This is a genomic window from Streptomyces sp. NPDC031265, assembly GCF_055570295.1.
Genome location: NZ_JBVIHM010000001.1, coordinates 671,341 through 693,163, shown reverse-complemented (window position 1 = coordinate 693,163; position 21,823 = coordinate 671,341). Strand labels below are relative to the sequence as shown.

18 protein-coding genes are annotated in these 21,823 nt (G+C 71.1%); 11 read left to right on the top strand and 7 right to left on the bottom strand.

Features of this window, described 5'->3' with window-relative positions:
- The first annotated feature begins 235 nt into the window (after positions 1 to 235).
- The gene (locus ACZ499_RS03325) at positions 236 to 883 is read left to right on the top strand and encodes a TetR family transcriptional regulator (protein ID WP_468671712.1); all 648 of its coding nucleotides are present in this window, start codon (positions 236 to 238) and stop codon (positions 881 to 883) included.
- A gap of 145 nt (positions 884 to 1,028) precedes the next feature.
- On the opposite strand, the gene ACZ499_RS03320 is transcribed toward ACZ499_RS03325, so the two are convergent.
- The 3 genes from ACZ499_RS03320 to ACZ499_RS03310 form a co-directional block, all read right to left on the bottom strand.
- Positions 1,029 to 1,523, bottom strand: coding sequence for a nitroreductase/quinone reductase family protein (locus ACZ499_RS03320; protein ID WP_468672085.1), 495 nt, complete (start codon positions 1,521 to 1,523; stop codon positions 1,029 to 1,031).
- A gap of 95 nt (positions 1,524 to 1,618) precedes the next feature.
- Positions 1,619 to 2,821, bottom strand: coding sequence for an acyl-CoA dehydrogenase family protein (locus ACZ499_RS03315; protein WP_468671709.1), 1,203 nt, complete (start codon positions 2,819 to 2,821; stop codon positions 1,619 to 1,621).
- A 363-nt stretch (positions 2,822 to 3,184) separates the two neighbouring features.
- Positions 3,185 to 4,366, bottom strand: a complete 1,182-nt coding sequence (locus tag ACZ499_RS03310) for a helix-turn-helix domain-containing protein (protein ID WP_468671705.1) — start codon at positions 4,364 to 4,366, stop codon at positions 3,185 to 3,187.
- Between the two features lie 915 nt (positions 4,367 to 5,281).
- Between ACZ499_RS03310 and ACZ499_RS03305 the strand changes: the two genes are divergently transcribed.
- From ACZ499_RS03305 to ACZ499_RS03285, 5 genes are all read left to right on the top strand, one after another.
- On the top strand, positions 5,282 to 5,413 hold the full coding sequence (locus tag ACZ499_RS03305) for a hypothetical protein (protein ID WP_468671703.1): 132 nt from the start codon (positions 5,282 to 5,284) through the stop codon (positions 5,411 to 5,413).
- Between the two features lie 69 nt (positions 5,414 to 5,482).
- Positions 5,483 to 6,319, top strand: coding sequence for a protein kinase domain-containing protein (locus tag ACZ499_RS03300; protein WP_468671699.1), 837 nt, complete (start codon positions 5,483 to 5,485; stop codon positions 6,317 to 6,319).
- Between the two features lie 132 nt (positions 6,320 to 6,451).
- Positions 6,452 to 7,642, top strand: a complete 1,191-nt coding sequence (locus ACZ499_RS03295; protein WP_468671697.1) for a thiolase C-terminal domain-containing protein — start codon at positions 6,452 to 6,454, stop codon at positions 7,640 to 7,642.
- A 161-nt stretch (positions 7,643 to 7,803) separates the two neighbouring features.
- Entirely contained in the window at positions 7,804 to 8,367 is a 564-nt protein-coding gene (locus tag ACZ499_RS03290) for a GNAT family N-acetyltransferase (RefSeq protein WP_468671694.1), read from the top strand.
- Between the two features lie 37 nt (positions 8,368 to 8,404).
- Positions 8,405 to 9,055: a pyridoxine/pyridoxamine 5'-phosphate oxidase gene (locus ACZ499_RS03285; RefSeq protein ID WP_468671691.1), complete on the top strand. Its 651-nt coding sequence runs from the start codon at positions 8,405 to 8,407 to the stop codon at positions 9,053 to 9,055.
- A gap of 262 nt (positions 9,056 to 9,317) precedes the next feature.
- On the opposite strand, the gene ACZ499_RS03280 is transcribed toward ACZ499_RS03285, so the two are convergent.
- Positions 9,318 to 9,773, bottom strand: coding sequence for a Zn-ribbon domain-containing OB-fold protein (locus tag ACZ499_RS03280; protein ID WP_468671688.1), 456 nt, complete (start codon positions 9,771 to 9,773; stop codon positions 9,318 to 9,320).
- A complete protein-coding gene (locus ACZ499_RS03275; protein ID WP_468671687.1) occupies positions 9,773 to 10,222 on the bottom strand; it encodes a DoxX family protein in 450 nt (149 codons plus the stop codon). Before ACZ499_RS03275 ends, ACZ499_RS03280 begins: the two co-directional genes overlap by 1 nt.
- Before the next feature lie 224 nt (positions 10,223 to 10,446).
- Here ACZ499_RS03275 and ACZ499_RS03270 point away from each other — a divergent pair, with 224 nt between their 5' ends.
- The 4 genes from ACZ499_RS03270 to ACZ499_RS03255 all read left to right on the top strand — a co-directional run bounded on the left by ACZ499_RS03270 (position 10,447) and on the right by ACZ499_RS03255 (position 15,614).
- The gene (locus ACZ499_RS03270) at positions 10,447 to 11,586 is read left to right on the top strand and encodes a flavin-containing monooxygenase (protein WP_468671685.1); all 1,140 of its coding nucleotides are present in this window, start codon (positions 10,447 to 10,449) and stop codon (positions 11,584 to 11,586) included.
- A 262-nt stretch (positions 11,587 to 11,848) separates the two neighbouring features.
- The gene (locus tag ACZ499_RS03265) at positions 11,849 to 14,074 is read left to right on the top strand and encodes an acetate--CoA ligase family protein (protein ID WP_468671683.1); all 2,226 of its coding nucleotides are present in this window, start codon (positions 11,849 to 11,851) and stop codon (positions 14,072 to 14,074) included.
- Complete coding sequence (locus tag ACZ499_RS03260) at positions 14,071 to 14,892, top strand: enoyl-CoA hydratase/isomerase family protein (protein WP_468671680.1); 822 nt, start codon at positions 14,071 to 14,073, stop codon at positions 14,890 to 14,892. The genes ACZ499_RS03265 and ACZ499_RS03260 overlap by 4 nt, the downstream gene beginning before the upstream one ends.
- A gap of 125 nt (positions 14,893 to 15,017) precedes the next feature.
- Positions 15,018 to 15,614, top strand: coding sequence for a flavin reductase family protein (locus tag ACZ499_RS03255; RefSeq protein WP_468672083.1), 597 nt, complete (start codon positions 15,018 to 15,020; stop codon positions 15,612 to 15,614).
- 21 nt (positions 15,615 to 15,635) lie between these two features.
- On the opposite strand, the gene ACZ499_RS03250 is transcribed toward ACZ499_RS03255, so the two are convergent.
- Entirely contained in the window at positions 15,636 to 16,295 is a 660-nt protein-coding gene (locus ACZ499_RS03250; RefSeq protein WP_468671678.1) for a hypothetical protein, read from the bottom strand.
- 27 nt (positions 16,296 to 16,322) lie between these two features.
- A complete protein-coding gene (locus ACZ499_RS03245; RefSeq protein WP_468671675.1) occupies positions 16,323 to 17,663 on the bottom strand; it encodes an MFS transporter in 1,341 nt (446 codons plus the stop codon).
- 215 nt (positions 17,664 to 17,878) lie between these two features.
- Here ACZ499_RS03245 and ACZ499_RS03240 point away from each other — a divergent pair, with 215 nt between their 5' ends.
- Positions 17,879 to 21,805 (top strand): CHAT domain-containing tetratricopeptide repeat protein, encoded by a 3,927-nt coding sequence (locus ACZ499_RS03240; RefSeq protein WP_468671673.1) that lies wholly within the window; start codon positions 17,879 to 17,881, stop codon positions 21,803 to 21,805.
- The last annotated feature ends 18 nt before the right edge of the window (positions 21,806 to 21,823 follow it).

Genomic DNA, 21,823 nt, shown 5'->3' with positions numbered 1-21,823 from the left:
CCCCTCGTTTTTTGCCAACAGGTGGTCCCCCCGTTTTGTGCACACCTCCTTTTGGCTGGGGGCCACCCCTCCACCCTCGTTTTTGCCGGGGTCTCGGGGGTGGCCCCCGCCCCCCGCCCCCCCCCGGGGCGCGGGCGGGCCCCGCTCCCCGCCCGCGTCCCGCCGCCGTCAACCCCCGGCCCCCATTTGCAGTCGGCCGAATCGCGCTCCGATCACCCCTCGGTAAGCTGACGGCATGACAGGACAAGTACGCACCGTCGACGGCCGCGTGGCCGGCCGACGCGGCCAGGCGACGCGGCAGAAGCTGCTCGACTGCCTCAGCGAGATGCTCAGCTCCTCGCCGTACCGGGACGTAAAAGTCATCGACGTGGCCCGGAAGGCAGGCACTTCACCCGCGACCTTCTACCAGTACTTCCCGGACGTCGAGGGCGCCGTCCTGGAAATCGCGGAGGAAATGGCCAAGGAGGGCGCGGCGTTGACCGCGCTCGTCGAGGGCCGCTCCTGGGTCGGCAAGGCCGGCTGGCAGACAGCGGAGGAACTGGTCGAGGGATTCCTCGACTTCTGGCGCAAGAACGACGCGATCCTCCGTGTGGTGGACCTGGGCGCGGCCGAGGGCGACAAGCGGTTCTACAAGATCCGCATGAAGGTCCTCAACTCCGTCAACAACTCCCTTACGGACGCGGTGAAGGAGCTCCAGTCGAAGGGCAAGCTCGACAAGGACGTCAGCCCGGCGGCGATGGCGGGCTCTATCGTCGCGATGCTCGCGGCGGTCGCCTCGCACCAGAAGGGCTTCCAGACCTGGGGCGTCAAACAGGCCGAGCTGAAGCCGAACCTGGCGCTGCTCGTCCATCTGGGCATCACCGGCAAGAAGCCGACGAAGTAGACGAAGTGGACGAGCAGACGAAGCGCAAGAAATAGAAGAAGGAGACGGATCCGCCGAAGTGCCGGTGGCCGTACCGGTGTACGTGCCGGGGCGAGCGCCCTCGCACTGACGCGGCGATTGTCGGGGCACGCGCCCTCAAGTCCTGTCACGCCGACGGCGGTTCATCGAGGTGAACCCCGTCGGCGTTCCCGTGCCCGGCCTCCCTCCGCTCCAGCCGGAAGAGCCGTATCTCGCGCTCGACGCGGGCCTGGTACGCGGCGTACGGCGGCCAGAACGCCAGCACTGCCCGCCAGGCCACGGCCCGCTCCTCCCCCGCGAGCAGCCGCGCCCGGACCGGCAGGTCCCGCCCCTTCCAGCTGATCTCGGCGTCCGGATGCGCCAGCAGATTGCCGGTCCAGGCGGGGTGACCGGGGCGGCCGAAGTTGGACCCGACGAGCAGCCACGTCCCGGCGTCCTCCGGCATACAGGCGAGCGGGGTCCGGCGCGCGAGCCCCGACTTCGCACCGCGCGCGGTGAGCACGACCCCGGGCAGCATCCGCGCGCTCGGCAGCACCTTGCCCCGGGTGAGCCGGTGCACGGCCCGGTCCAGGGCGGGAACAACGTGGGGGGCCACCTTCGCGAACGCGCGCGTGGAGGACACCTTCTGGACGAGGCGGACGCCGCGCGGGGCACGGGTCGGCTTGCCAGTCCGTTTGCCGGTCGGTTTGCCGGTCCGTTTGCCGGTCCGTTTGCCGGTCACCGTACGACCGGCTGCGCGCGCGTGGCGGCAGTCTCCGGCATACGGGGCGGTCCGAACAGCCCCGCCCGGTCGGCGGCACGGGCCCGCAGCAGCGGTACGGGGCCGAAGAGCAGCTCGTCCGACGCGGCCCGCTTGAAGTACAGGTGCGCCTCGTGCTCCCAGGTGAACCCGATGCCGCCGTGCAGCTGGATCGTCTCGGCGGCGGCGCTCCGCAGCGCCTCCAGGGCCTGCGCGAGGGCGAGCCCGCCGGCGTCCGGGTCCCAGGCCGCGTAGTAGGCGGCGGAGCGGGCGGCCTGCACCTGTACGTAACGGTCCGCGAGGCGGTGCTTCACGGCCTGGAAGGACCCGATGGGCCGCCCGAACTGCTCGCGCTCCTTCACGTACGCGACGGTCCGCTCCAGCACGTGCGCGGCGGCGCCGACGGCCTCGGCGGCGAGGGCGGCGGCGGCGGTGCGGCCGGTGGCGGCGAGAGCGGGGAGGGGCTCGGCGTCCCCCATCAACTCACCGACCACCTCCCTGAGTTGAACTCTCCCCTGACTGCGGGTCTCGTCGAGGGTGGTCTGCCGGGTCCGGTACAGCCCGTCGGCGTCTCCCCGTACGAGGAAGAGCCGGACGCGGCTGTGGGTGAAGCCGCCGGTGTGGGCGGCGACGAGGAGGAGGTCGGCGCGGTGACCGTCGAGGACCTGGGCGGCCTCGCCGTACAGCCGCCACCCGCCGTCGGCCTGCCGGGCCTGGACGCCCCCGGCGCGCCCGCCGCCCGCCCAGGCGCCGTCGGCGTTGTCCCCGGTCAGACCGAGCGCCAGGGCGAGGGCGGTGCCCGGGACGGCGAGGGTCGCGGTGAGCTCGCCGCGCGCCAGTCGGGGGAGGTACGCGTGCTTCTGCGGCTCGGTCCCGAGGGCGAGGAGGAGGGGCGCGGCGAGGGCGGCGGTGGCGAGGAGCGGGGACGGCAGGAGGGCGCGGCCGGTCTCCTCGCAGGCGAGGGCGAGCTCGGCGGGCCCGCAGCCGACCCCGCCGTACGCCTCGGGGAGCGCGAGCCCCGGAAGCCCCAGCTCCTTGGCGAGCTGCCGCCACAGGGGCTGGTCGTACCCCTCGGTGGTCCGTACGGCGGCCTTGACCTCGCCGGGGCCGCAGCGCTTGGTGAGCAGGGTGTGCAGGGTGCGGCGGATCTCGTGCTGCTCTGGGGTGAAGTCGGCGTCCATGAGCGGCTTTCCTCCCGGGGGGCGGGGGCGCGACGGCGCGGCCAATCTGACGGTACATCAGTTTCCCCCACCCCACCCCTTCCAGGCTCCGGCAGTCGTGGCCGTCGATGCCCAGCCGGGCAAAGTGAGGTCCTCGGCTGCGAGGACAGAGACGACGCGTCCGCCGCAATGCACCGGCTCGCCGCTGTGCTCCGGCAAGCAGGTACGACGAGCCGTTACGGGGTCAGCGTCCACCAGATCCGGGGTAGCCGTGCCGACCCGGGGTGGGGGTGTACCTCACCGACCGCAAACCCGGCCAGGCACCACCCGAGAGGCGGCAACTTGCCGCGCTCGCCCCTCGCCGGCTCGCTGCCTGATACAAGTTCAAAGCTCGATGCCGGACATCTTCGAAAGCCTCAGCAGTCGCGGGTTGCTCCTTCGGTGCAGCGAACTGAGCACTCGGAACACCTCCCGCCCCATGGGGTGGATGCGGGCCATCTGGGGAGCGACGCGCCACGCGATCGTCAAGTTCTCCAAAGCGCCATCACGGTCTCCGATGTCAAGCTGAGCTCGCGCCGCGTTGATGTGCGTGGGGGCAACCCGAGTCGGCGGCATACCCGCCATGACCTTTGAGACGTCATCAGTGAGCCCGAGTGCTTCCCGGGGCTTCCCAAGATCCACAAGGGTCGCGAACCGATGTGCAAAGGTGTTCTGCGGGCCGACCGTCAGTCCGTAGGCCTCCATCTCTCGCGACATACCCTGGGACGTGGCGAGAGCGGACCTGATGTGGCGTTCTGCTTCCCGCCTGGCTTCGGTCTTGTCCTTGAGCCTTCCCGCCAGGGTCATACCTCGAAGGTTCAGGATGCACACGGCAACATCGCGGTCACTGCCACCTAGCGATCCTTGTGCCGCAGCGATCGCGCGCTCAACGACCGTTAGGCCCCGTTCGATGTCACCGAAGTTCAGGTAAGTACCTGCCCGGTCCCTAGCTGCAACAGCGGAGCCCAACGGGTTCGCCTGCTGTTCAGTTGCCCACCGCTGACGGGTGACGGCGAGCTCGGCCATGTCCATCCACCTGTGCCGCGCCGCGATCCAATAGACGATGCTGTATGCCTCTGCAAGCATCATCCACGCCTCCGGCGTGTTTTCTCGATGTGCGTGTGTCGTGGCGTCGCGGAGCAACCTGGGGAGACCGTTCAGAAGCCGGGCGACGTCTACTTTCTTGCGGTGGTCCTCGGCTGTCTGCAGGTCGGCGGACAGCTTGTCTTCCGCAACCGGAGAGCTGTCAGGAAGGTCGTAGTCACGAAGCGCGGACCTCAGCGAGTCCAGGGACCGCCGATCCCCCTGACGGATGGCGGTCTTCCCCATCACTTCCGCCATGGAGATCCCCATGGCCTTGCCGATCGCCGTCGCTACGGTCGGGGTTAGAGCCCGGTCTCCGACTTCGATCTTGGAAAGAAGCGACTCCGAGATTCCCGCCCCGCGCGCGAGCTTCTTCTGAGGCCAGCCACGGGCTTTCCGCAGCACAGCAACGTTCTCACCTGGTGCAAGTTCGATCGTGCCCATGGGCTCAGTGTTCCTCTCCTCGGGATGAATTTCCACCGCCCTCGCCCGACCGGGTACCCCTGTGCAGCGTGTGCAAGAGATGTGCAAGTTCCCGACTTTGAAAGGGAGTTAGCTACTAGCAACCCGATAAATCGGAGCTGAGGGGGCGAGGGAGAACCCCATGTACGCCATTCCGCCGCCGGCGATCACAGGAGTGAAGGAGTGCGCCCCGTGCACCGTGGCAGTAGCTCAACTGAGGCTCGCCCGACAGGACGGGAACGCGGCCCGAGAGATGGACGCCAGAGTTCAGCTCCGGAGACATCCGCGCGAAGCCCACGGGAAGACCATGGCGCTCTTTCTCCAGTGATCACGGCTCAGGAGATTGAGCTCGACCAACCGGTGTTCGACGTTGCCGCCCAGTTGGTAGGCGTCGTGAAGGAACGTAAGGGCCGGAAGCTGACCCTTCGGCGCCCGTCGGGCTACGAGTGGTCGACCCTGGACCTGCGCGTACGACCGGCAAACGACCGGGAGCTTCTACAGCTCCGGCGTCTTCAGTGGCACCACGCGGAAGCCTGCCGGTTGGTCGAGCTGCACAAGCGGATGCGCGGTTGCGGTTCCCCGCCCCGGAAGTAGTCCCAAGGCTCCCCTGCGTCTCGTAGGAACATCCGGGCCTTCCCCTGTGCCTGGACGAGTCGTAGGGGTGTTCTGGGCCCCGGCGTGCCGTCAGTCACGGACGGTGGCGCCACGCCGGGGTCCGGATGTGGCAGCGCCCCCACCCTGACCCAGTCCCAGGCTCCGCCCCTGCCGAGTCCGACCCACCGGTTGGCCTCGGGACTCCCGCAGGGGTGGGCAGGCACGACGCCCGCACCGAGCGGGTCAGCAAGTGCACGAAGGTTGGGGACAGCCCCCAGCCGGACACCATGAGGAGGTACGAGAGTGACACTCAAGGAAGCACTGAAGCGCAAGGCCACCTTCTGTGGCGGCAACGGCGACGACGGCGGCGACGGCGGCGATCCCAACCCGCCGACGGGCGACTCGGACGACGGGCGCGACTACCACAGCCGCTAGTAGTCTCCCCTGATCTGAGGGGCCGATCTCTGCCCGGGGGTCGGCCCCTGCCATTGAGAGGACTGGTCGATGACCGGCAACGGGCCATTCGAGATTCCTGATCACGTCCAGGGTGCCGTAACGCCCTTGTCCCAGAGGCTCGTTACCAACAGGCGTGGCTCCACGGTGTGGGATGTGCAGACGCCCACTGGTCGCGCCGCGGTCAAACTGGGCTACCCCAGCCAAACACACTCATGGACGGCATTGGCGCCTGCCCGCGAAGCCACCATTCTTCGGCAACTGATTGACCCCGAAGAGGTCCTGTTCGGGGAATGGGAGAAGGGCACGTGGAGCGCTCAGCCATGGCAAGAGGGCCAGTCCCTCTATGCCCTGTGGGAGCCCCACCGGCACGCGAAGGAACCGGCGGCCCCCAGCATCGGCGAGGCGCTGTCGTGTGCCGCTGCACTGGCCGATCTGCACGAACGTGGCTGGACGCACGGCGACGTGCAGCCCAACCATCTCGTCATCGGACCTACCGGGACCGCTCTCATCGACCTGGGGCTGGCGCAGGGTGGTGAGGTCCCCGAGATCTACGACTTCCAGTATCGAGGCTGCCTGGTCCACTACGAGGCTCCGGAGATCTCACAGAGTGTCTTGGCGAGCGGCACCGCTGCGCCCACGAAAGAGGCGGACGTATACGCACTGGGTGCTTCGTTGTTCATCTCCGCTACCGGCCGTAGGCACGTCCCCTACCCGGACGACGCCGATCGGAAGGACCAGCGGCAAGCCATCGTGGACAAGCCCCATCGGCTGATCAACCTACCGGGCACCTTGGGCAGGGTGGTGGAGGAGATGATGCGCCGCAATCCGGCCGACCGCCCCACGATTCAGGAAGTCTGCAAGAGCCTGGACCAGGCGGCAGCGTAGGAAACCGGAACCATGCACCATGACCAGCCCCACCCGCCCGCAGGCAAATCCCGCCCCATCAATCAAGCCGTCCGCCAAGGACTTTCGGGAAGGGGCGGGGTGGCGATACAAAACTGATGTACCGTCAGATTCATGGCAGCAGCCCACACGCGCTCCCGCCCACACCCCCGCCGCGTCGCCATCGTCGGCGCCGCCCTCTCCGACACCGGGCGCGTCGACGACGCGACCCCGTACGCCCTGCACGCCCAAGCCGCCCGCAGGGCACTCGCGGACTCCGGGCTCGACCGGAGCGTCGTCGACGGGTTCGGCTCGGCCGGGCTCGGTACGCTCGCGCCGGTTGAAGTCGCCGAGTACCTGGGGCTGAAGCCGACCTGGGTCGACTCGACCGGCGTCGGCGGCGCCACCTGGGAGGTGATGGCCGCGCACGCCGTGGACGCGATCGCCGCCGGGCACGCCGACGCCGTACTCCTCGTCTACGGCTCGACCGCACGCGCCGACATCAAAGCCGGGCGACGGACTTCGAATCTGTCGTTCGGCGGGCGCGGACCCCTGCAATTCGAAGTTCCTTACGGCCACACCCTCATTTCGAAGTACGCGATGGCCGCACGCCGCCATATGCACCAGTACGGCACCACCGTCGAGCAGCTCGCCGAGATCGCCGTGCAGGCGCGCGCCAACGCCGCGACCAACCCCGACGCGATGTTCCGCGACCCCATCACCGTCGACGACGTCCTGTCCGGGCCGGTGATCGCGGACCCGTTCACCAAGCTGCACTGCTGCATCCGCTCGGACGGCGGCTGCGCGGTGCTGCTCGCGGCGGAGGGGCACGTGCCCGACACCGCCAAGGACCCCGTCTGGGTGCTGGGTTCGGGCATGGCCGTCTCCCACACCACGATGTCCGAGTGGGACGACTTCACCGTCTCCCCGGCCGCCCTCTCGGGCCGCATCGCCTTCGAGCGGGCCGGAGTACGCCCCTCGGACATCGACCTCGCGGAGATCTACGACGCCTTCACGTACATGACCCTCGTGACTCTCGAAGATCTCGGGTTCTGCGCGAAGGGGGAGGGGGGCGCCTTCGTCGGGAAGGGGCGGCTACTGAGGGACGGCGCGCTGCCCGTCAATACCGACGGCGGTGGGCTCTCCGCCTGCCATCCCGGTATGCGCGGGCTGTTCCTCATCGTCGAGGCGGTACGGCAACTGCGCGGCGAGGCGGGCCCAGGCCAGGTGCGCAGACCCGACGGCAGCCTCCCCGAGCTCGCCGTCGCCTCGGGCACGGGTGGCTGGTTCTGCTCGTCGGGAACGCTGATCCTGGGGCGTGAGTGAGCTCCTCACGCCCCAGGGCGGATTTCCTGTTCCCAGCGGGGAGTTACTGCCGGACCTGGTGGTTTCCACCATTGCACTGGAGGGTGTAGACCTCGCCATCGAGCGGAGAAGAGCCGTTAATCCGGTGGCCCCTCGCCCCCCACCCCCCGACAATCACCCCCATGCCCACACCACCCCCCTTCCTCACCACCGACCGCCTCATCCTCCGCCCCTTCACCGACACCGACGCCGACCTCGACCTCGTCGTCGAGCTCGACAGCGACCCTGAGGTCATGCGGTACCTCACCGGGGGCCGCCCCACGACCCGGGACGAGGTCCGGGCCGAGTCGTTCGCGCGGATGCTGCCGGGGGACAAGGGCTTCTGGGCGACGCATCTGCGCGACACCGGTGAGTTCATCGGGTGGCACTGTCTGCGCCCCGGGCTCAACGCCCCGCCGGACCACGCGGACCTCGGGTACCGGCTGCGGAAGGCGGCCTGGGGGAAGGGGTACGCGCGCGAGGGCGCGCTCGCGCTCATCGAGAAGGGGTTCGGAGAGCTGGGTTACGCGCGCATCACCGGCAACACGATGTACGTGAACGACCGGTCCCGGCACGTCATGGAGACGTGCGGGCTCACGTACGTACGCACGTACTTCGAGGAGTGGCCCTACTCCGTCGAGGGCGATGAGCACGGGGACGTCGAGTACGCCCTGACGCGTGAGGAGTGGCTCGCGCGGGGTGCGTGAGCGGTCTGGGTGCCGGGTGCCGGGTGACAATCCGTGCATGGAATTCCAGGAGTATCTGCACACCCTGCGCGTCTGGGACGTCGAGCTGCCGCACTTCGACCCGGAGGCCGCGCCCGACGAGCCCGTACCGCTCTTCCAGGATTGGCTGATGCACGCGGGGCGCGCGGGGCAGGCCGAGCCGCACACGATGACGCTCGCGACCGTGGACGGCGAAGGGCGGCCCGACGTACGGACGTTGATGCTGCACGGGGCCGATGCGGGTGGGTGGCGCTTCGGGTCGCACTCCACCAGCGCGAAGGGGCGCCAGCTCGCCGCCTGTCCGTCGGCCGCGCTCGGGTTCTACTGGCCTGCCGTGGGGCGTCAGGTTCGGGTACGTGGGGCCGTCAGGCCGGCTGGTGCGGAGGCCAGCCAGGCTGATCTGCATGCCCGGTCGACCGGGGCGTTGGCTGCGGCGCTGGTCGGACATCAGAGTGAGGTGCTCGGGTCCGTGGAGTCGCTCGCGGCGGCGTCGGATGCGGCGTGGGCGCGGGCTGCGGCCTCGCCGGATGCTGCCGTGCCCAGCTGGACGCTGTACGTCCTTGACCCCGTGGAGGTCGAGTTCTTTCAGGGGGACGCGCGGCGGCGGCACGTTCGGCTGCGGTATCGGCGCGAGGGGGCGGTGTGGGTGCGGGAGTTGCTGTGGCCGTAGGGGTCGTTGTTTGGCTGCGGGTCGGTGGGGGCCACCCTCTTGGCCCGGTGTCTGGCTGCGAGCCGGTGGGGGCCGCCGCCCTCTGGGCCCGGTGTTCGCCTGCGGGACGGTGGGGGCTGGGCGCGCCCACGCGGCGGAGCCGCACATGTCACAGCCCCGCGCCCCCAAAGGCATGGCGCGGCCCGGAACACCCGCTCCGCCACTGCCCCCGCGCCCTAAAACGGCACCCCGGAACGCCAGTCCCGCCACCACCCCCGCGCCCCTACGAGGTCGCCGCCCGGAACACCGGCACCGCCACCTCCCCGCCCCGGAAATCCACCACCAGCTCCATCCCGATCCGCAGCCGCTCCTCCCCGCACCCCACCACCTCCGTCATCACGCGCGGGCCCTCCGCCAGGTCCACCACCGCCGCCGTGTACGGGACCCGGGCGCCGAACGGGGGCAGGTCGTTGCGGTGGACCACCGACCAGGTGTAGAGCGTGGCCCGGCCGCTCGCCTGTTCCCAGGTCACGTCCTCGCTCCAGCAGTACGGGCAGAACTCGCGCGGGTAGTGGTGTGCCCGCCCGCACGCCCCGCAGCGGCGGATCAGGAGGCGGCCCTCGGCGGCCGCGTCCCAGTACGCGCGCGTGAAGGCATCGATCTCAGGGGTCGCGGCATCGGGAGGCGCGGCTGCGCCAAGGGCCCCGGCAGTCGGCCTCGCCGCATCAGGACGCGTCATCAGAACCACCCGATCGCATGATCGAGCGACCACGTCTGCCACGACATCGCGAAGAGCGCGACCAACGAGATCAGAGCCATCATCGCGTTCTGCCCCTGCTCGGCCCAGTCGTGGATCATGAGGATCAGGTACAGCAGGTTCAAGACCAGGCCGCCCATCAGCGCAACCGGCGTGAGCAGGCCCGCCACCAGGCCCAGGCCCAGGGCCAGTTCCGCGTACACCACCACGTACGCCATCGTCCGGGGCCGGGGCTTCACCACGACCGCGAAGCCACTGCGGACCGCCTCCCAGCGGTGCTTCGCGGCCACGTCCGCCGCCCAGGCGATGCCGGTGCCGCGCTCGAACCAGGCCTTCTTGTCCTTGTGGCGCCAGCTCTCCAGCCACCACAGGCCCAGGCCGATCCGCAGGACGGCCACCCACTCGGCGCCGCTGAGCCAGACCGAGTCCATCCGCAGGCCCCCTTGTCAACAGGTCCAACAGGTCCAACAGGTCCAACCGATCGACAGATCGGCCGAACCGATTCTGACGGTACGTCAGTTCAGCGGACCGTGTCGCCCCACGCAAGGGGCACGGCGCCACCCACCCGGGCAAACTCCGGAGCGTAATCGATTCGTAACCGATTCAGGTCTTGACCGAGACCCATCAAGTGGCTGCGTCGTTACGCTCGGTTCCCATGGCCACCAACGACCCCACCCGCCCTGTCTACGTCATCGGCGCCGGCCCCGGCGGGCTCGCCGTCGCGGCCGCACTGCGCGGCCGGGGCGTACGGGCCGTCGTACTGGAGAAGGCCGACGCCGTCGGGGACTCCTGGCGCCACCACTACGACCGGCTGCGGCTGCACACCACCCGGCGCCTGTCCTCGCTGCCGAGGCTCAAGATGCCCCGTTCGTTCGGTCGCTGGGTCGCCCGGGCCGACGTCGTGCGGTATCTGGAGAAGTACGCACAGGTCCATGAGCTGGAGATCGTCACCGGCGTCGAGGTCTCGCGGGTCGAGCGCGCCGAGGGGGACGGCTGGCTGCTGCACGCGACCGGCGGGCGGCGGCTGACCGGGCGGGCGGTCGTGGTGGCGACCGGATACAACCACACCCCGTACCTGCCCGAGTGGCCCGGCGCCGACGCGTACACCGGCACCCTGTTGCACGCCGGGCAGTACCGGAACCCCGCCCCGTACGCGGGCAAGGACGTCCTCGTGGTCGGCAGTGGGAACACCGGCGCGGAGATCGCCGTCGACCTGGTCGAGGGCGGGGCCGGACGGGTGCGGCTCGCCGTGCGCACCGCGCCGCACATCCTGCGCCGCTCGACCGCCGGCTGGCCCGCCCAGGCCTCCGGCATCCTGGTGCGGCGGCTGCCGGTGCCACTGGTGGACCGGGCGGCCGGGGCCGTGGCCCGCCTCAGCGTGCCCGACCTCTCCGACAAGGGGCTGCCCAGGCCGGAGACCGGCCTCTACGCGCGCGTACGCGAAGGCGCCATCCCCGTACAGGACGTGGGTCTGATCGCGGCCGTGCAGTCGGGGCGGGTGGAGCCGGTCGCGGCACTCGACTCGTTCGAGGGCGCGAAGGTCGTCCTGGCTGACGGCACCCGTATCTCGCCCGAGGTCGTCATCGCGGCCACGGGCTACCGGCGGGCCCTGGAGGGCCTGGTCGGGGAGCTGGGCGTGCTCGACAGCCGGGGCCGCCCCACCGTCCACGGCGGCCGCACCGCGCCCACCGCCCCCGACCTCTACTTCACCGGGTTCACCAACCCCATCAGCGGCATGTTCCGCGAGCTGGCCATCGACGCCGGAAAGATCGCCAAGGCGGTCGCGCGCCACTGAGGCCGACAGACCCCGTCGCCGATACGCCCCTCCACCACCACCCGCGCGCACCGTAGTTGGCGCAATGGTGACGGGTAGGCGCCCCCCGGGCGGGTACGGGAAACGTACTCGGCCGGACCTCCGCACGTCTCGGAGCCTTCGGTGAGCCTTTGCCCGCACGACGGTTCCTGACTGGTCGTCAGGTCTGTAATCTGACTATGCGTCAGTTACCAGCCAGTTGCGCAACAGCCATGTTGGCCATCGACCAGGAGCGGGCGGAACGATGCTTGGATCGACTCACGGCACCCTCACGACCGACTTCCGCGCACGGGTGGTCGCCTGCGGCGAGCAGCCCCGGCCCGGCGCCGTCCACGGCACCGCCGCAGCCGAGGGCGATCTGGACGTCAGCGGCCGGCCACTGTACGCGCCCGTACCCGACCTCGACCGGTTCTTCCGGCCCGAGTCGCTGGCCGTCGTCGGCGCCTCCGACGCCGAGGGGCGCCCCAACACGGGGATCACCCGCCAGCTGATCGCCTGGGCCGAGCGGGTGGGCGCCCGCGTCCACCCCGTGCACCCCACCCGCGGCTCCGTCTTCGGCCTGCCCTGCTGCGCGTCCGTCGCGGAGCTGCCCGAGCAGGTGGACCTGGCGGTGCTGCTTGTCGGTGACCCGCTCCCCCTCATCGACGAACTGGCCGAGGGAAAGGTGAAGTTCGCGGTCGCCTTCGCCTCCGGCTTCGCCGAGACCGGCGAGGACGGCGCCGCCGCCCAGGAGCGGCTCGCCGCCGCCGTACAGCGCTCGGGGGTGCGGCTGCTCGGCCCCAACACCAACCTCAACGCCTTCGAGCACTTCCGGGACGACCTGGAGGGGCCCGCGATCGCCCTGATCACCCAGTCCGGCCACCAGGGCCGCCCCCTGTTCGCCCTCCAGGAGCTGGGCATCCGCCTCTCCCACTGGGCGCCCACCGGCAACGAGGCCGACCTGGAGACCGCCGACTTCATCTCGTACTTCGCCGAGCGCCCCGAGGTCGGGGCCATCGCCTGCTATCTGGAGGGGCTCAAGGACGGGCGCTCCTTCCTGCTCGCCGCCGACCGGGCGGCGCGGGCGCGGGTGCCCGTGGTGGCGGTCAAGGTCGGCCGCACCGAGACCGGAGCGCGCACCGCCGCCTCCCACACCGGCAAGCTGACCGGCGCGGACCAGGTGGTCGACGCGGCGATGCGGCAGTACGGGGTGATCCGCGTCAACGGGCTCGACGAGCTCCAGGACACCTCCGCCCTGCTGGCGCGGGCCCGCCCGCCGGTGGCCGACGGGGTCGTCGTCCTCTCGATCTCGGGCGGCACCGGCGCCCACTTCGCGGACCTGGCCACGGCGGCGGGGCTCACCCTGCCCACGCTCTCCGACGCCAAGCAGGCCGAGCTGCACGAGTGGATCCCGCCGTATCTGAACGTGGCCAACCCCGTGGACAACGGCGGCCACCCGGTGGGCGACTGGCGCGGGCGGAAGATCATCGACGCGATCCTCGACGACCCCGCCGTCGGCGTCCTGATCTGCCCGATCACCGGACCCTTCCCCCCCATGAGCGACAAGCTGGCGCGTGACCTGGTGGAGGCGGCGCAGCACACCGGCAAGCTGGTGTGCGTGGTGTGGGGGTCGCCGGTCGGCACCGAGGCCGCCTACCGCGAGACGCTGCTCGGCTCCTCCCGGGTCGCCACCTTCCGTACCTTCTCCAACTGCATAGGCGCCGTCCGCGCCTACCTCGCCCACCACCGGTTCACCTCCTCCTACCGCTCGCCCTTCGACGAGGCGCCGCGCGTTCCCTCGCCGTCGTTCCGCAAGGCCCAAGCGCTGATGCGGCCGGGCCAGCAGCTGAGCGAGCACGCGGCGAAGCAGCTGCTGCGGGCGTACGGAATCCGGGTGCCGCGCGAGCAGCTGGTGACCAGCGCGGCCGCGGCCGTGCGGGCGGCGGGCCAGGTCGGTTACCCGGTGGTGATGAAGGCATCGGGCACCCGGCTCGCCCACAAGACCGAACTCGGCCTGGTCAAAGTCGGGTTGACCTCGGCGAGCCAGGTGCGGGACGCCTACCGCGAGCTCACCGACATCGCCCGGTACGAGGGCGTCGAGCTGGACGGCGTGCTCGTCTGCCAGATGGTCGCGCGGGGTGTGGAGATGGTCGTCGGCGTCACCCACGACGCTCTGTTCGGGCCGACCGTGACCGTCGGCCTGGGCGGGGTCCTGGTGGAGGTCCTGGGCGACGCGGCCGTGCGCGTACCGCCGTTCGGCGAGGAGCAGGCCCGCGACATGCTCGGCGAGCTGCGCGGCCGTGCGCTCCTGGCGGGCGTACGGGGCGGACCGCCGGTCGATGTGGACGCGCTGGTGGAGGTGGTGCTGCGGGTGCAGCGGATGGCCCTCGAACTCGGCGGCGAGCTCGCGGAGCTGGACATCAACCCGCTGATGGTGCTGGAGCGCGGGCAGGGCGCGGTGGCGCTGGACGCGCTGGTGGTGTGCTCATGAGCCCTGCTGCCTCGGGGGGACTCCGTCCCCTTGCGGAGACGGTACGCCACACCACTGACAGCGGGGTCTCGTGGATCACGCTCGACCGGCCCGAGGCCATGAACGCGGTGACCTGGGAGCAGCGGGAGCGGATCATCGCGCTCCTCGACGGGGCGAGCGCCGACCCGGCCTTACGGGCCGTCGTGATCACCGCGACCGGGAAGGGGTTCTGCGCGGGCGCCGACCTCAGGGGCGGCGCGGTGGCCGGCGAGCGGGTCGCCGGTGACGTGGCCCGCACCATCCGCCTCGGCGCCCAGCGGCTCATCGCGGCCGTGCTGGACTGTGAGAAGCCGGTGATCGCCGCCGTCAACGGCACCGCGGCGGGCATCGGCGCGCATCTGGCGTTCGCCTGCGACCTGGTGCTCGCCGCCGAGTCGGCCCGGTTCATCGAGGTGTTCGTACGGCGCGGGCTCGTCCCGGACGGCGGGGGCGCGTATCTGCTGCCCCGGCTTGTGGGGCCGCAGCGCGCCAAGGAGCTGATGTTCTTCGGGGACGCGGTGGCGGCGGCGGACGCCGAGCGCCTGGGGCTGGTCAACCGGGTGGTGCCGGACGGCGAACTGCCCGCCGTGGCACGGGAGTGGGCGGAGCGCCTCGCGGCGGGCCCGACCCGCTCGCTCGCCCTCGCCAAGCAGCTGGTGAACGCGTCCCTGGACACCGACCGTACGACCGCGTTCGCGGCGGAGGCGGCGGCCCAGGAGATCAACATGGCGACGCGGGACGCCCAGGAGGGCGTGGCGAGCTTCGTGGAGCGCAGGACGCCCAAGTACCGGGGTTTGTAAGGGGTCGCAAGGCCGGCTTGCAGGTCTGGTTCGGGGCGAGTCCGCAGGTCCGGTTTGCAGGGTCCTTGAGGGTTCCGATCTGACGCTCCGTCAGTTTCAATGGGAACATGATGGGACACGAAGGGATGGCGGCGACCGTCGTCCGATACCTGCGGTCCGTCGGCGCGGCGGCCACAGCCCCCGCCGAGCCCGTCGAGGCGCTGCCCAGGCCCGACTTACGGGCCGTACGGGACGACGAGCGGCTGCCCGTCGACCCCGCCGAGTTCCGCGGCGTCCTCGGCCACTTCGCCACCGGTGTCACGGTCGTCACGGCCCGGGACGAGGCCGGCCCGACCGGCTTCGCCTGCCAGTCCTTCACCTCCCTCTCCCTCGACCCGCCGCTGGTCGTCTTCATGGTGGGCCGTACGTCGACGACCTGGCCGCGTATCGCCCGCGCGGGCACGTTCTGCGTGAACATCCTGGGGGCCGAACAGGGGCCGCTGTGCCGGGCGTTCGCGGTGAGCGGCGCCGACAAGTTCGCGGGGGTGGCCTACGACGCGGCCCCCGTGACCGGCTCCCCGCGCCTCGACGGCGTACCGGCCTGGGTGGACTGCCACATCCGGAACGTCCACACGGGCGGGGACCACCTGATCGTGGTGGGCCGGGTGGAGGCGCTCGGCGGTACGGCGGAGGGGGAGCCGCTGCTGTTCCACCGGGGGCGGTTCGGGCGGTTCAGCGCCTGACGGCGACGGGCGGGCCCGCGTTCACCAGGCCTGCTCGATGACCTCGCCGCCGCTGCGGGTCTCGATCCGCAGCTTCCCCTTGTCCCCGTACGCCTCGTGGCGCCACGAGGCGAACACGGCCGCGATCCGGCGGCCGTCCGAGTCGCCGCCGCCGGACGGGATGAAGTTCACGGTCACGATCGCCCTGACCGAGTCGCCCTCCTGCCTGAGCCGGGCGGCCACCAGGAAGGGCCACATCCCGTCGTCGGCCTTGGTGAGGTGCCTGCCGTAGTAGTCGGTGAACTCCTGGGTCATGTCGAACCACCCGGCGGGAAGACAGGGCGGGGCGGTGCCTTCGGTGGGCGGCCCGGGGTCACCGGCGTCGTCGTCGGTGGTCTCGTCGGTGGGCGGTTGCGAAGCCCCGGTGTCCTCGTCGGTCGGCGGCTCGGGGGTCCCGTCGCCGTCGGCAGTGGTCTCGTCGGGGGACGGACCGGACGTTTCATCCGTGGTCTCGTCCGTGGTCTCGGACCCCTGCTCCGTCGTCTCGTCGGGCGGGCACGGCTGCCCGGCGGCGGCGCTCGACGACGGCGGCGCGGCCCGCCCCTCGGCCGCGCTCCCCGCCTTCTCGGTCCCGCACCCGGCCAGTACGGCACACAGCAGCCCCGCCACCGCCACCGCGCCCTGCACGTTCCTCGGCTTCATTCGGCCCCCCTCCGAAGGAAGAGGGGATCACGCCGCCGCGGGTTCCGCCAAAGGCGCGGTCCGGGCGCCGGTGCCGGGGCGCCGGATCACCAGGGCCATCAGCGCCGCCACGGCGCACAGCGCGCCCGAGCCGTACCAGACCATGTCGTACGAGCCGAAGGCGTCGCGGGCCAGGCCGCCGAGGAAGGCGACGAGGGCCGCGCCCACCTGGTGGGAGGCGAGCACCCAGCCGAAGACGATGGCGCTGTCCTCGCCGTAGTGCTCGCGGCAGAGCGCGAGCGTCGGCGGGACGGTGGCGACCCAGTCCAGGCCGTAGAAGACGATGAAGAACAGCATCGGCGGATGGATGGAGGGCGCGAGCAGCATCGGCAGGAAGAGGAGCGAGATGCCGCGCAGCGCGTAGTACGTGGCGAGCAGGCGCCGGGACTCGAAGCGGTCGGTGAGCCAGCCGGAGAAGATCGTGCCGGCCACGTCGAAGACGCCGATGACGGCGAGCAGTCCGGCGGCGGCCGTGACGGGCATGCCGTGGTCGTGCGCGGCGGGTACGAAGTGCGTCTGGATGAGGCCGTTGGTGGACGCGCCGCAGATCGCGAAGGTGCCCGCCAGCAGCCAGAACGGTCCGGTGCGGACGGCCGAGACCAGTACCTTCAGCGCGCGGGCGGCGGCGCCGGGGACGGGCGCGGGCTTCTCGACGTACGTGTCCGAGCCGTACGGCGCGAGCCCCACGTCCGCCGGGTGGTCGCGCAGCAGCAGCCACACGAAGGGCACCACCGCGAGGGCGGCGAGCGCGACGGTGACGGACGCCGGGCGCCACCCGTGGTGCTCCACCAGCCACGACAGGACCGGCAGGAAGATCAGCTGCCCGGAGGCGGACGCGGCGGTGAGGATGCCGGTGACCAAGCCGCGCCGGACCGTGAACCACCGGTTGGTCACGGTCGCGGCGAACGCCAGCGCCATCGAGCCGCTGCCGAGCCCCACGAGCAGGCCCCAGCAGAGCATCAGCTGCCAGGCGGAGTCCATGAAGACGGTGAGTCCGGCCCCGGACGCGATCACCGTCAGCGCGACGGCCACGACCCGGCGGATGCCGTACCGGTCCATCAGCGCGGCGGCGAAGGGCGCGGTGAGCCCGTACAGCGCGAGGTTCACCGAGACCGCCGCCCCGATCGTGCCGCGCGACCAGCCGAACTCGTCGTGCAGCGGATCGATGAGCAGCCCCGGCAGCGACCGGAAGGCGGCCGCGCCGATGATCGTCACGAACGTGACGGCGGCGACGAACCAGGCGCGGTGGAAGCGGCGGGCGGGCCGGGGCCGCGGGAAAGGGGCGGCCTGCTGCCCGCCCGGGGCGGCGGCATCGGTTGTCTGGGACATGCCGACAGCTTGGCGGGGCGGTTCTCCCCGTACGAGTGGCTGGATAGCCATGCTTCGCAGGGATCGGGCCATGAAGTCGCCGAGGGATCCGGCCAGGTAACGGTCAGGGATCCGGCCACCGGGTTCGGGCCGCGCGACGAGGCCGGATTGTCTATCCTCACACTCACACTGAGTGGCCGGGGACCCACTCGTGGTGATCATGGGGGGGTGGGGCCATGGCCGAGCCGCTTACCGAACGGCTGCTGGTGGACTTGCGGGACGACGGCCGGGTGCAGGTGTCGTCCTGGCCCGCCGCGGAGCACTCCCCCAGACCGGCCGGGGAGCCGGTCGAGCTGGTGTGGCCGCTGGACGAGCAGGAGATGGCGGACCTGCGGTGGTATCTGGAGCAGTATCTGCGGATGCCGTTCGGCGTGTACGAGCAGCGCGGGCCGCGCGTGGCCGCGCAGTTGCCGGAGTGGGGCGCACGGATCTTCTCGGCGCTGTTCGCCACGGCCGAGGCGAAGCAGGCCTACACCGAGGCGCGGACGCGGGGCGGGCAGCTGGAGATCGTGCTGCGGTCGGGATCGGCTGAGCGGCTGGGCCTGCCCTGGGAGCTGATGGCCGATCCGGCGCGGCCGGTCCCGATAGCACTCGACCAGGTGGCGGTCTCCCGCAGCCTCCAAACCGCCGACACACGGCACGTGTTCACCGTTCCGGGCTCGCGCCTGCGGGTGCTGATGGTGATCTCCCGGCCGGACGGCGAGGCGGACGTCGGCTACCAGATGATCGCCCGGCCACTGCTGCGCCGCCTGGAGGCCGTGCGCGGGAGCGTGGACCTCGTGGTGCTGCGGCCGCCGACCCTGGAGCGACTGGAGGAGGTGCTGACGCGTGCCCGCGAGGCCGGCGAGCCGTTCCAGGTGGTGCACTTCGACGGCCACGGCGTCTTCGGCCGCCCACCGGCCTCCGGCGGCTGGGGCCCGATGATGTTCCAGCAGTCGGGCCCCCAGGGGATGCTGGCGTTCGAGAGGACCGGCGGCGGCAGCGATCTGGTGCCCGCGGGCCGGGTGGCGCAGGTCCTCGCCGGGGCGCAGGTGCCGGTGGCGGTCCTCAACGCCTGCCAGTCGGCGGTCGTCGGCTCCCAGGTCGAGGCGGCGGTGGCCACCCGGCTGATGCAGGAGGGCGTGGCCTCGGTGGTGGCGATGGCGTACAGCGTGTACGCGGTGGCCGCGTCCGAGTTCATGGCCGCCTTCTACGAGCGGCTGTTCGCCGGCGACCGCATGGCCGAGGCGGTCGCGGCGGGGCGCCGGCGGCTGGCCCTGAACGACGAACGGCCCTCCCTCAAGGGGATGCTGCCGCTGGACGACTGGATGGTGCCGGTCTTCTACACCCGCAGCGAGGTCCGCTTCCCGGGGCTGCGCACCGAGCGCGAGTCGGAGGAGTCGCTCGACGGCATCCTCGACGCGATCCGCCGCCGCCCCGAGGGCGGCCAGGAGGCCGGACCGGGCCAGGAGCTCGCCCCGGAGGGCGAGTTCATCGGCCGCGACGCGCTGTTCTACCGGCTGGACGTCGCCGCCCGGCTGCAGCGCGTCGTGGTCCTGCACGGCCCCGGCGGGACCGGCAAGACGGAGCTGGCCAAGGCGTTCGGCCGCTGGTGCCGCGACACGGGCGCGGTCGACCGGCCGGAGTGGGTGATCTGGCACTCCTTCGAGCCCGGCGTGGCCTCGTTCGGCCTCGACGGCGTCGTCAACGCGATCGGGCGCCGCGTCTTCGGGGAGAAGTTCGACACCCAGTTCGTCCTGCTGGACGCCGCCCAGCGCCAGGAGGCGGTCGAGCGGGCCCTGAGGACCCGGCGCGTCCTGCTGCTGTGGGACAACTTCGAATCCGTACGGGCCATGCCGGACCCGGGGCAGGCGACGCCGCCGCTGCCGGAGCGCGAGCAGGGCGAGATGCGCGCGTTCCTGTCCCGCCTGGCCCGTGACAGCCGCGCCTCGGTCGTCATCACCAGCCGCTCCGACGAGGACTGGCTGGGCGAGGGAATCCGCCGTATCCGGGTCGACGGCCTGGACACCGAGGAGGCCACCCAGTACGCCGAGCAGCTGCTCGCCCCGTACCCGCACACGCGCAAGACCCGCGAGTCGCGCGCGTTCGGCGAGGTGATGCAGTGGCTGGACGGGCATCCGCTGAGCATGCGGCTGGTGCTGCCGCACCTGGACACCACGAGCGCGCAGGATCTGCTGGACGGGTTGCGGGGTATCAGGGCGCTGCCGGGGAACGGCAATGGCGGCCGGACGACTTCGCTGGCCGCGAGTATTGCGTACTCCTTCGATCATCTGTCGCCGGAGGATCAGCGTGCGATGACCGTGTTGAGTTTGCTGCACGGGGTGGCGGACGCGAATGTGCTCGGGGGCTTCTCGGTCATGAACGGGGTGCCCGAGCCGTTCAGCGGCCGCACCGTCGAGGAGTGGGGGCGACTGCTCGGCCGGGCGTCGGCCCTGGGCCTGCTGACACCGCTGTGGTCCGGGATGTACCGCATCCATCCGGCGTTGCCGGCCTATCTGGCCACCCATTGGAAGTCCCAGGCGGCCGACGCGTACGGCGAGCAGCGCACTGCTTCCGTCCGCGCCCTCTTGGACGCGCACGTCTCCTTCAGCTTCTGGCTCAGTGAGCAGCTGGCCGGTGAACACGCCCAGCTCGCCATGGTGCTGATCGCCGCCCACCGCCGGATGCTGGGGAGCATGCTCGGCTCCGCCCTCGACCAGTGCATGTGGGAGCACGCACAGCTCATCGCCCAACTTCTGGACAGCTACTGGGACATGCGGGGCCTGGGCGAGGAGGCCCGCGGCTGGACCGCCCGTATGAGGCTGGCCGCGGAGGGGCCGGGTGGCACCGCGCCCGACCTGGGCACTCCGGCCGGAGCCCTCTGGGCGTACGCCACCGGGTCACAGGCCAACCGGGAACTGGTGGCCGGCCGGCTCGACCTGGCCGAAAGCACCTACCGCTCACATCTCCAGGCCTTGCTGGCCGGCCCCGACAGTCCCGCGCAGCGCAAGAACATCGCCACCGGCTACCACCAGATCGGCATGGTCGCCCAGCACCGCGGCCGACTGGAGGAGGCCGAGGAGCTCTACCACAAGTCCCTCACCATCGAAGAGGGCCTCGGCAACCGGACCGGCATGGCCAGCAGTTACCACCAGCTCGGCATCGTCAGTCAGTTGCGGGGCCGGATGACGCAGGCCGAGGAGTGGTACCACAAGTCCCTCACCATCAAGGAGGAGCTCGGCAACCAGGCCGGCATGGCCCGCAGCTACCACGCACTGGGCATGGTCGCCCAGCACCGCGGGCACCTGGCCGAGACCGAGGAGCTCTACCACAAGTCCCTCACCATCGAGGAGAACCTGGGCAACCGGCCGGGAATGGCCAGCAGTTACCACCAGCTCGGCGTCGTCAACCAACTGCAAGGACGGCTCACGGAAGCCGAGGAGTGGTACCACAAGTCCCTCGCCATCGAAGAGGACCTGGTCAACCAGCCCGGGATGGCGGGCAGTTACCACCAGCTCGGCGTCGTCAACCAACTGCAAGGACGGCTCACGGAAGCCGAGGAGTGGTACCACAAGTCCCTCACCATCGAGGAGGCCCTCGGCGACCGGACGGCCATCGCCGTCGGATATCAGCAGCTCGGCGCTGTCCATCACCTGAGAGGCCAGCTGGAGGAGGCCGAGGAGTGGTACCACAAGTCCCTCGCCATCAAGGAAGACCTCGGCAACCGTCCCGGCATGGCCAGCAGCTACCACGCACTGGGGATCACCGCCCAGCACCGGAAGCGGCTGGCCGAGGCCGAGGAGTGGTTCCGCAAGTCCCTCGCCATCAAGGAAGACCTCGACGACCGGCCGGGCATGGCCGTGACATACGGGCAGCTCGGGCTCCTGGCCGCAGAGCTGAACCGGCCGGAGGCGGCCCTGGCGTGGACCGTCAGATGTGTGTCGCAGTTCGAGGAGGTCCCGCACCCCGAGACCGGGCAGGGCCCTTGGCGCCTGCGGCTGATGACCGAAGCGCTGGGCCTGCCCGCCCTGGAGCAGACCTGGCAGTCCGTCACCGGAAACCCCCTCCCCTCAGCCGTACGCCAATACGTCCTCACACCTCCACCCGCGCCCACCACCGACTGAATCCGACCCCCAGGAGGG

Coding starts and splice junctions, on each gene's coding strand:
- ACZ499_RS03245 (WP_468671675.1), bottom strand. CDS start 17,663: ATGTCCCAGACAACCGATGCCGCCGCCCCGGGCGGGCAGCAGGCCGCC.
- ACZ499_RS03255 (WP_468672083.1), top strand. CDS start 15,018: ATGGCGGCGACCGTCGTCCGATACCTGCGGTCCGTCGGCGCGGCGGCC.
- ACZ499_RS03285 (WP_468671691.1), top strand. CDS start 8,405: ATGGAATTCCAGGAGTATCTGCACACCCTGCGCGTCTGGGACGTCGAG.
- ACZ499_RS03290 (WP_468671694.1), top strand. CDS start 7,804: ATGCCCACACCACCCCCCTTCCTCACCACCGACCGCCTCATCCTCCGC.
- ACZ499_RS03310 (WP_468671705.1), bottom strand. CDS start 4,366: ATGGGCACGATCGAACTTGCACCAGGTGAGAACGTTGCTGTGCTGCGG.
- ACZ499_RS03325 (WP_468671712.1), top strand. CDS start 236: ATGACAGGACAAGTACGCACCGTCGACGGCCGCGTGGCCGGCCGACGC.
- ACZ499_RS03260 (WP_468671680.1), top strand. CDS start 14,071: ATGAGCCCTGCTGCCTCGGGGGGACTCCGTCCCCTTGCGGAGACGGTA.
- ACZ499_RS03265 (WP_468671683.1), top strand. CDS start 11,849: ATGCTTGGATCGACTCACGGCACCCTCACGACCGACTTCCGCGCACGG.
- ACZ499_RS03275 (WP_468671687.1), bottom strand. CDS start 10,222: ATGGACTCGGTCTGGCTCAGCGGCGCCGAGTGGGTGGCCGTCCTGCGG.
- ACZ499_RS03295 (WP_468671697.1), top strand. CDS start 6,452: ATGGCAGCAGCCCACACGCGCTCCCGCCCACACCCCCGCCGCGTCGCC.
- ACZ499_RS03270 (WP_468671685.1), top strand. CDS start 10,447: ATGGCCACCAACGACCCCACCCGCCCTGTCTACGTCATCGGCGCCGGC.
- ACZ499_RS03250 (WP_468671678.1), bottom strand. CDS start 16,295: ATGAAGCCGAGGAACGTGCAGGGCGCGGTGGCGGTGGCGGGGCTGCTG.
- ACZ499_RS03315 (WP_468671709.1), bottom strand. CDS start 2,821: ATGGACGCCGACTTCACCCCAGAGCAGCACGAGATCCGCCGCACCCTG.
- ACZ499_RS03280 (WP_468671688.1), bottom strand. CDS start 9,773: ATGACGCGTCCTGATGCGGCGAGGCCGACTGCCGGGGCCCTTGGCGCA.
- ACZ499_RS03240 (WP_468671673.1), top strand. CDS start 17,879: ATGGCCGAGCCGCTTACCGAACGGCTGCTGGTGGACTTGCGGGACGAC.
- ACZ499_RS03300 (WP_468671699.1), top strand. CDS start 5,483: ATGACCGGCAACGGGCCATTCGAGATTCCTGATCACGTCCAGGGTGCC.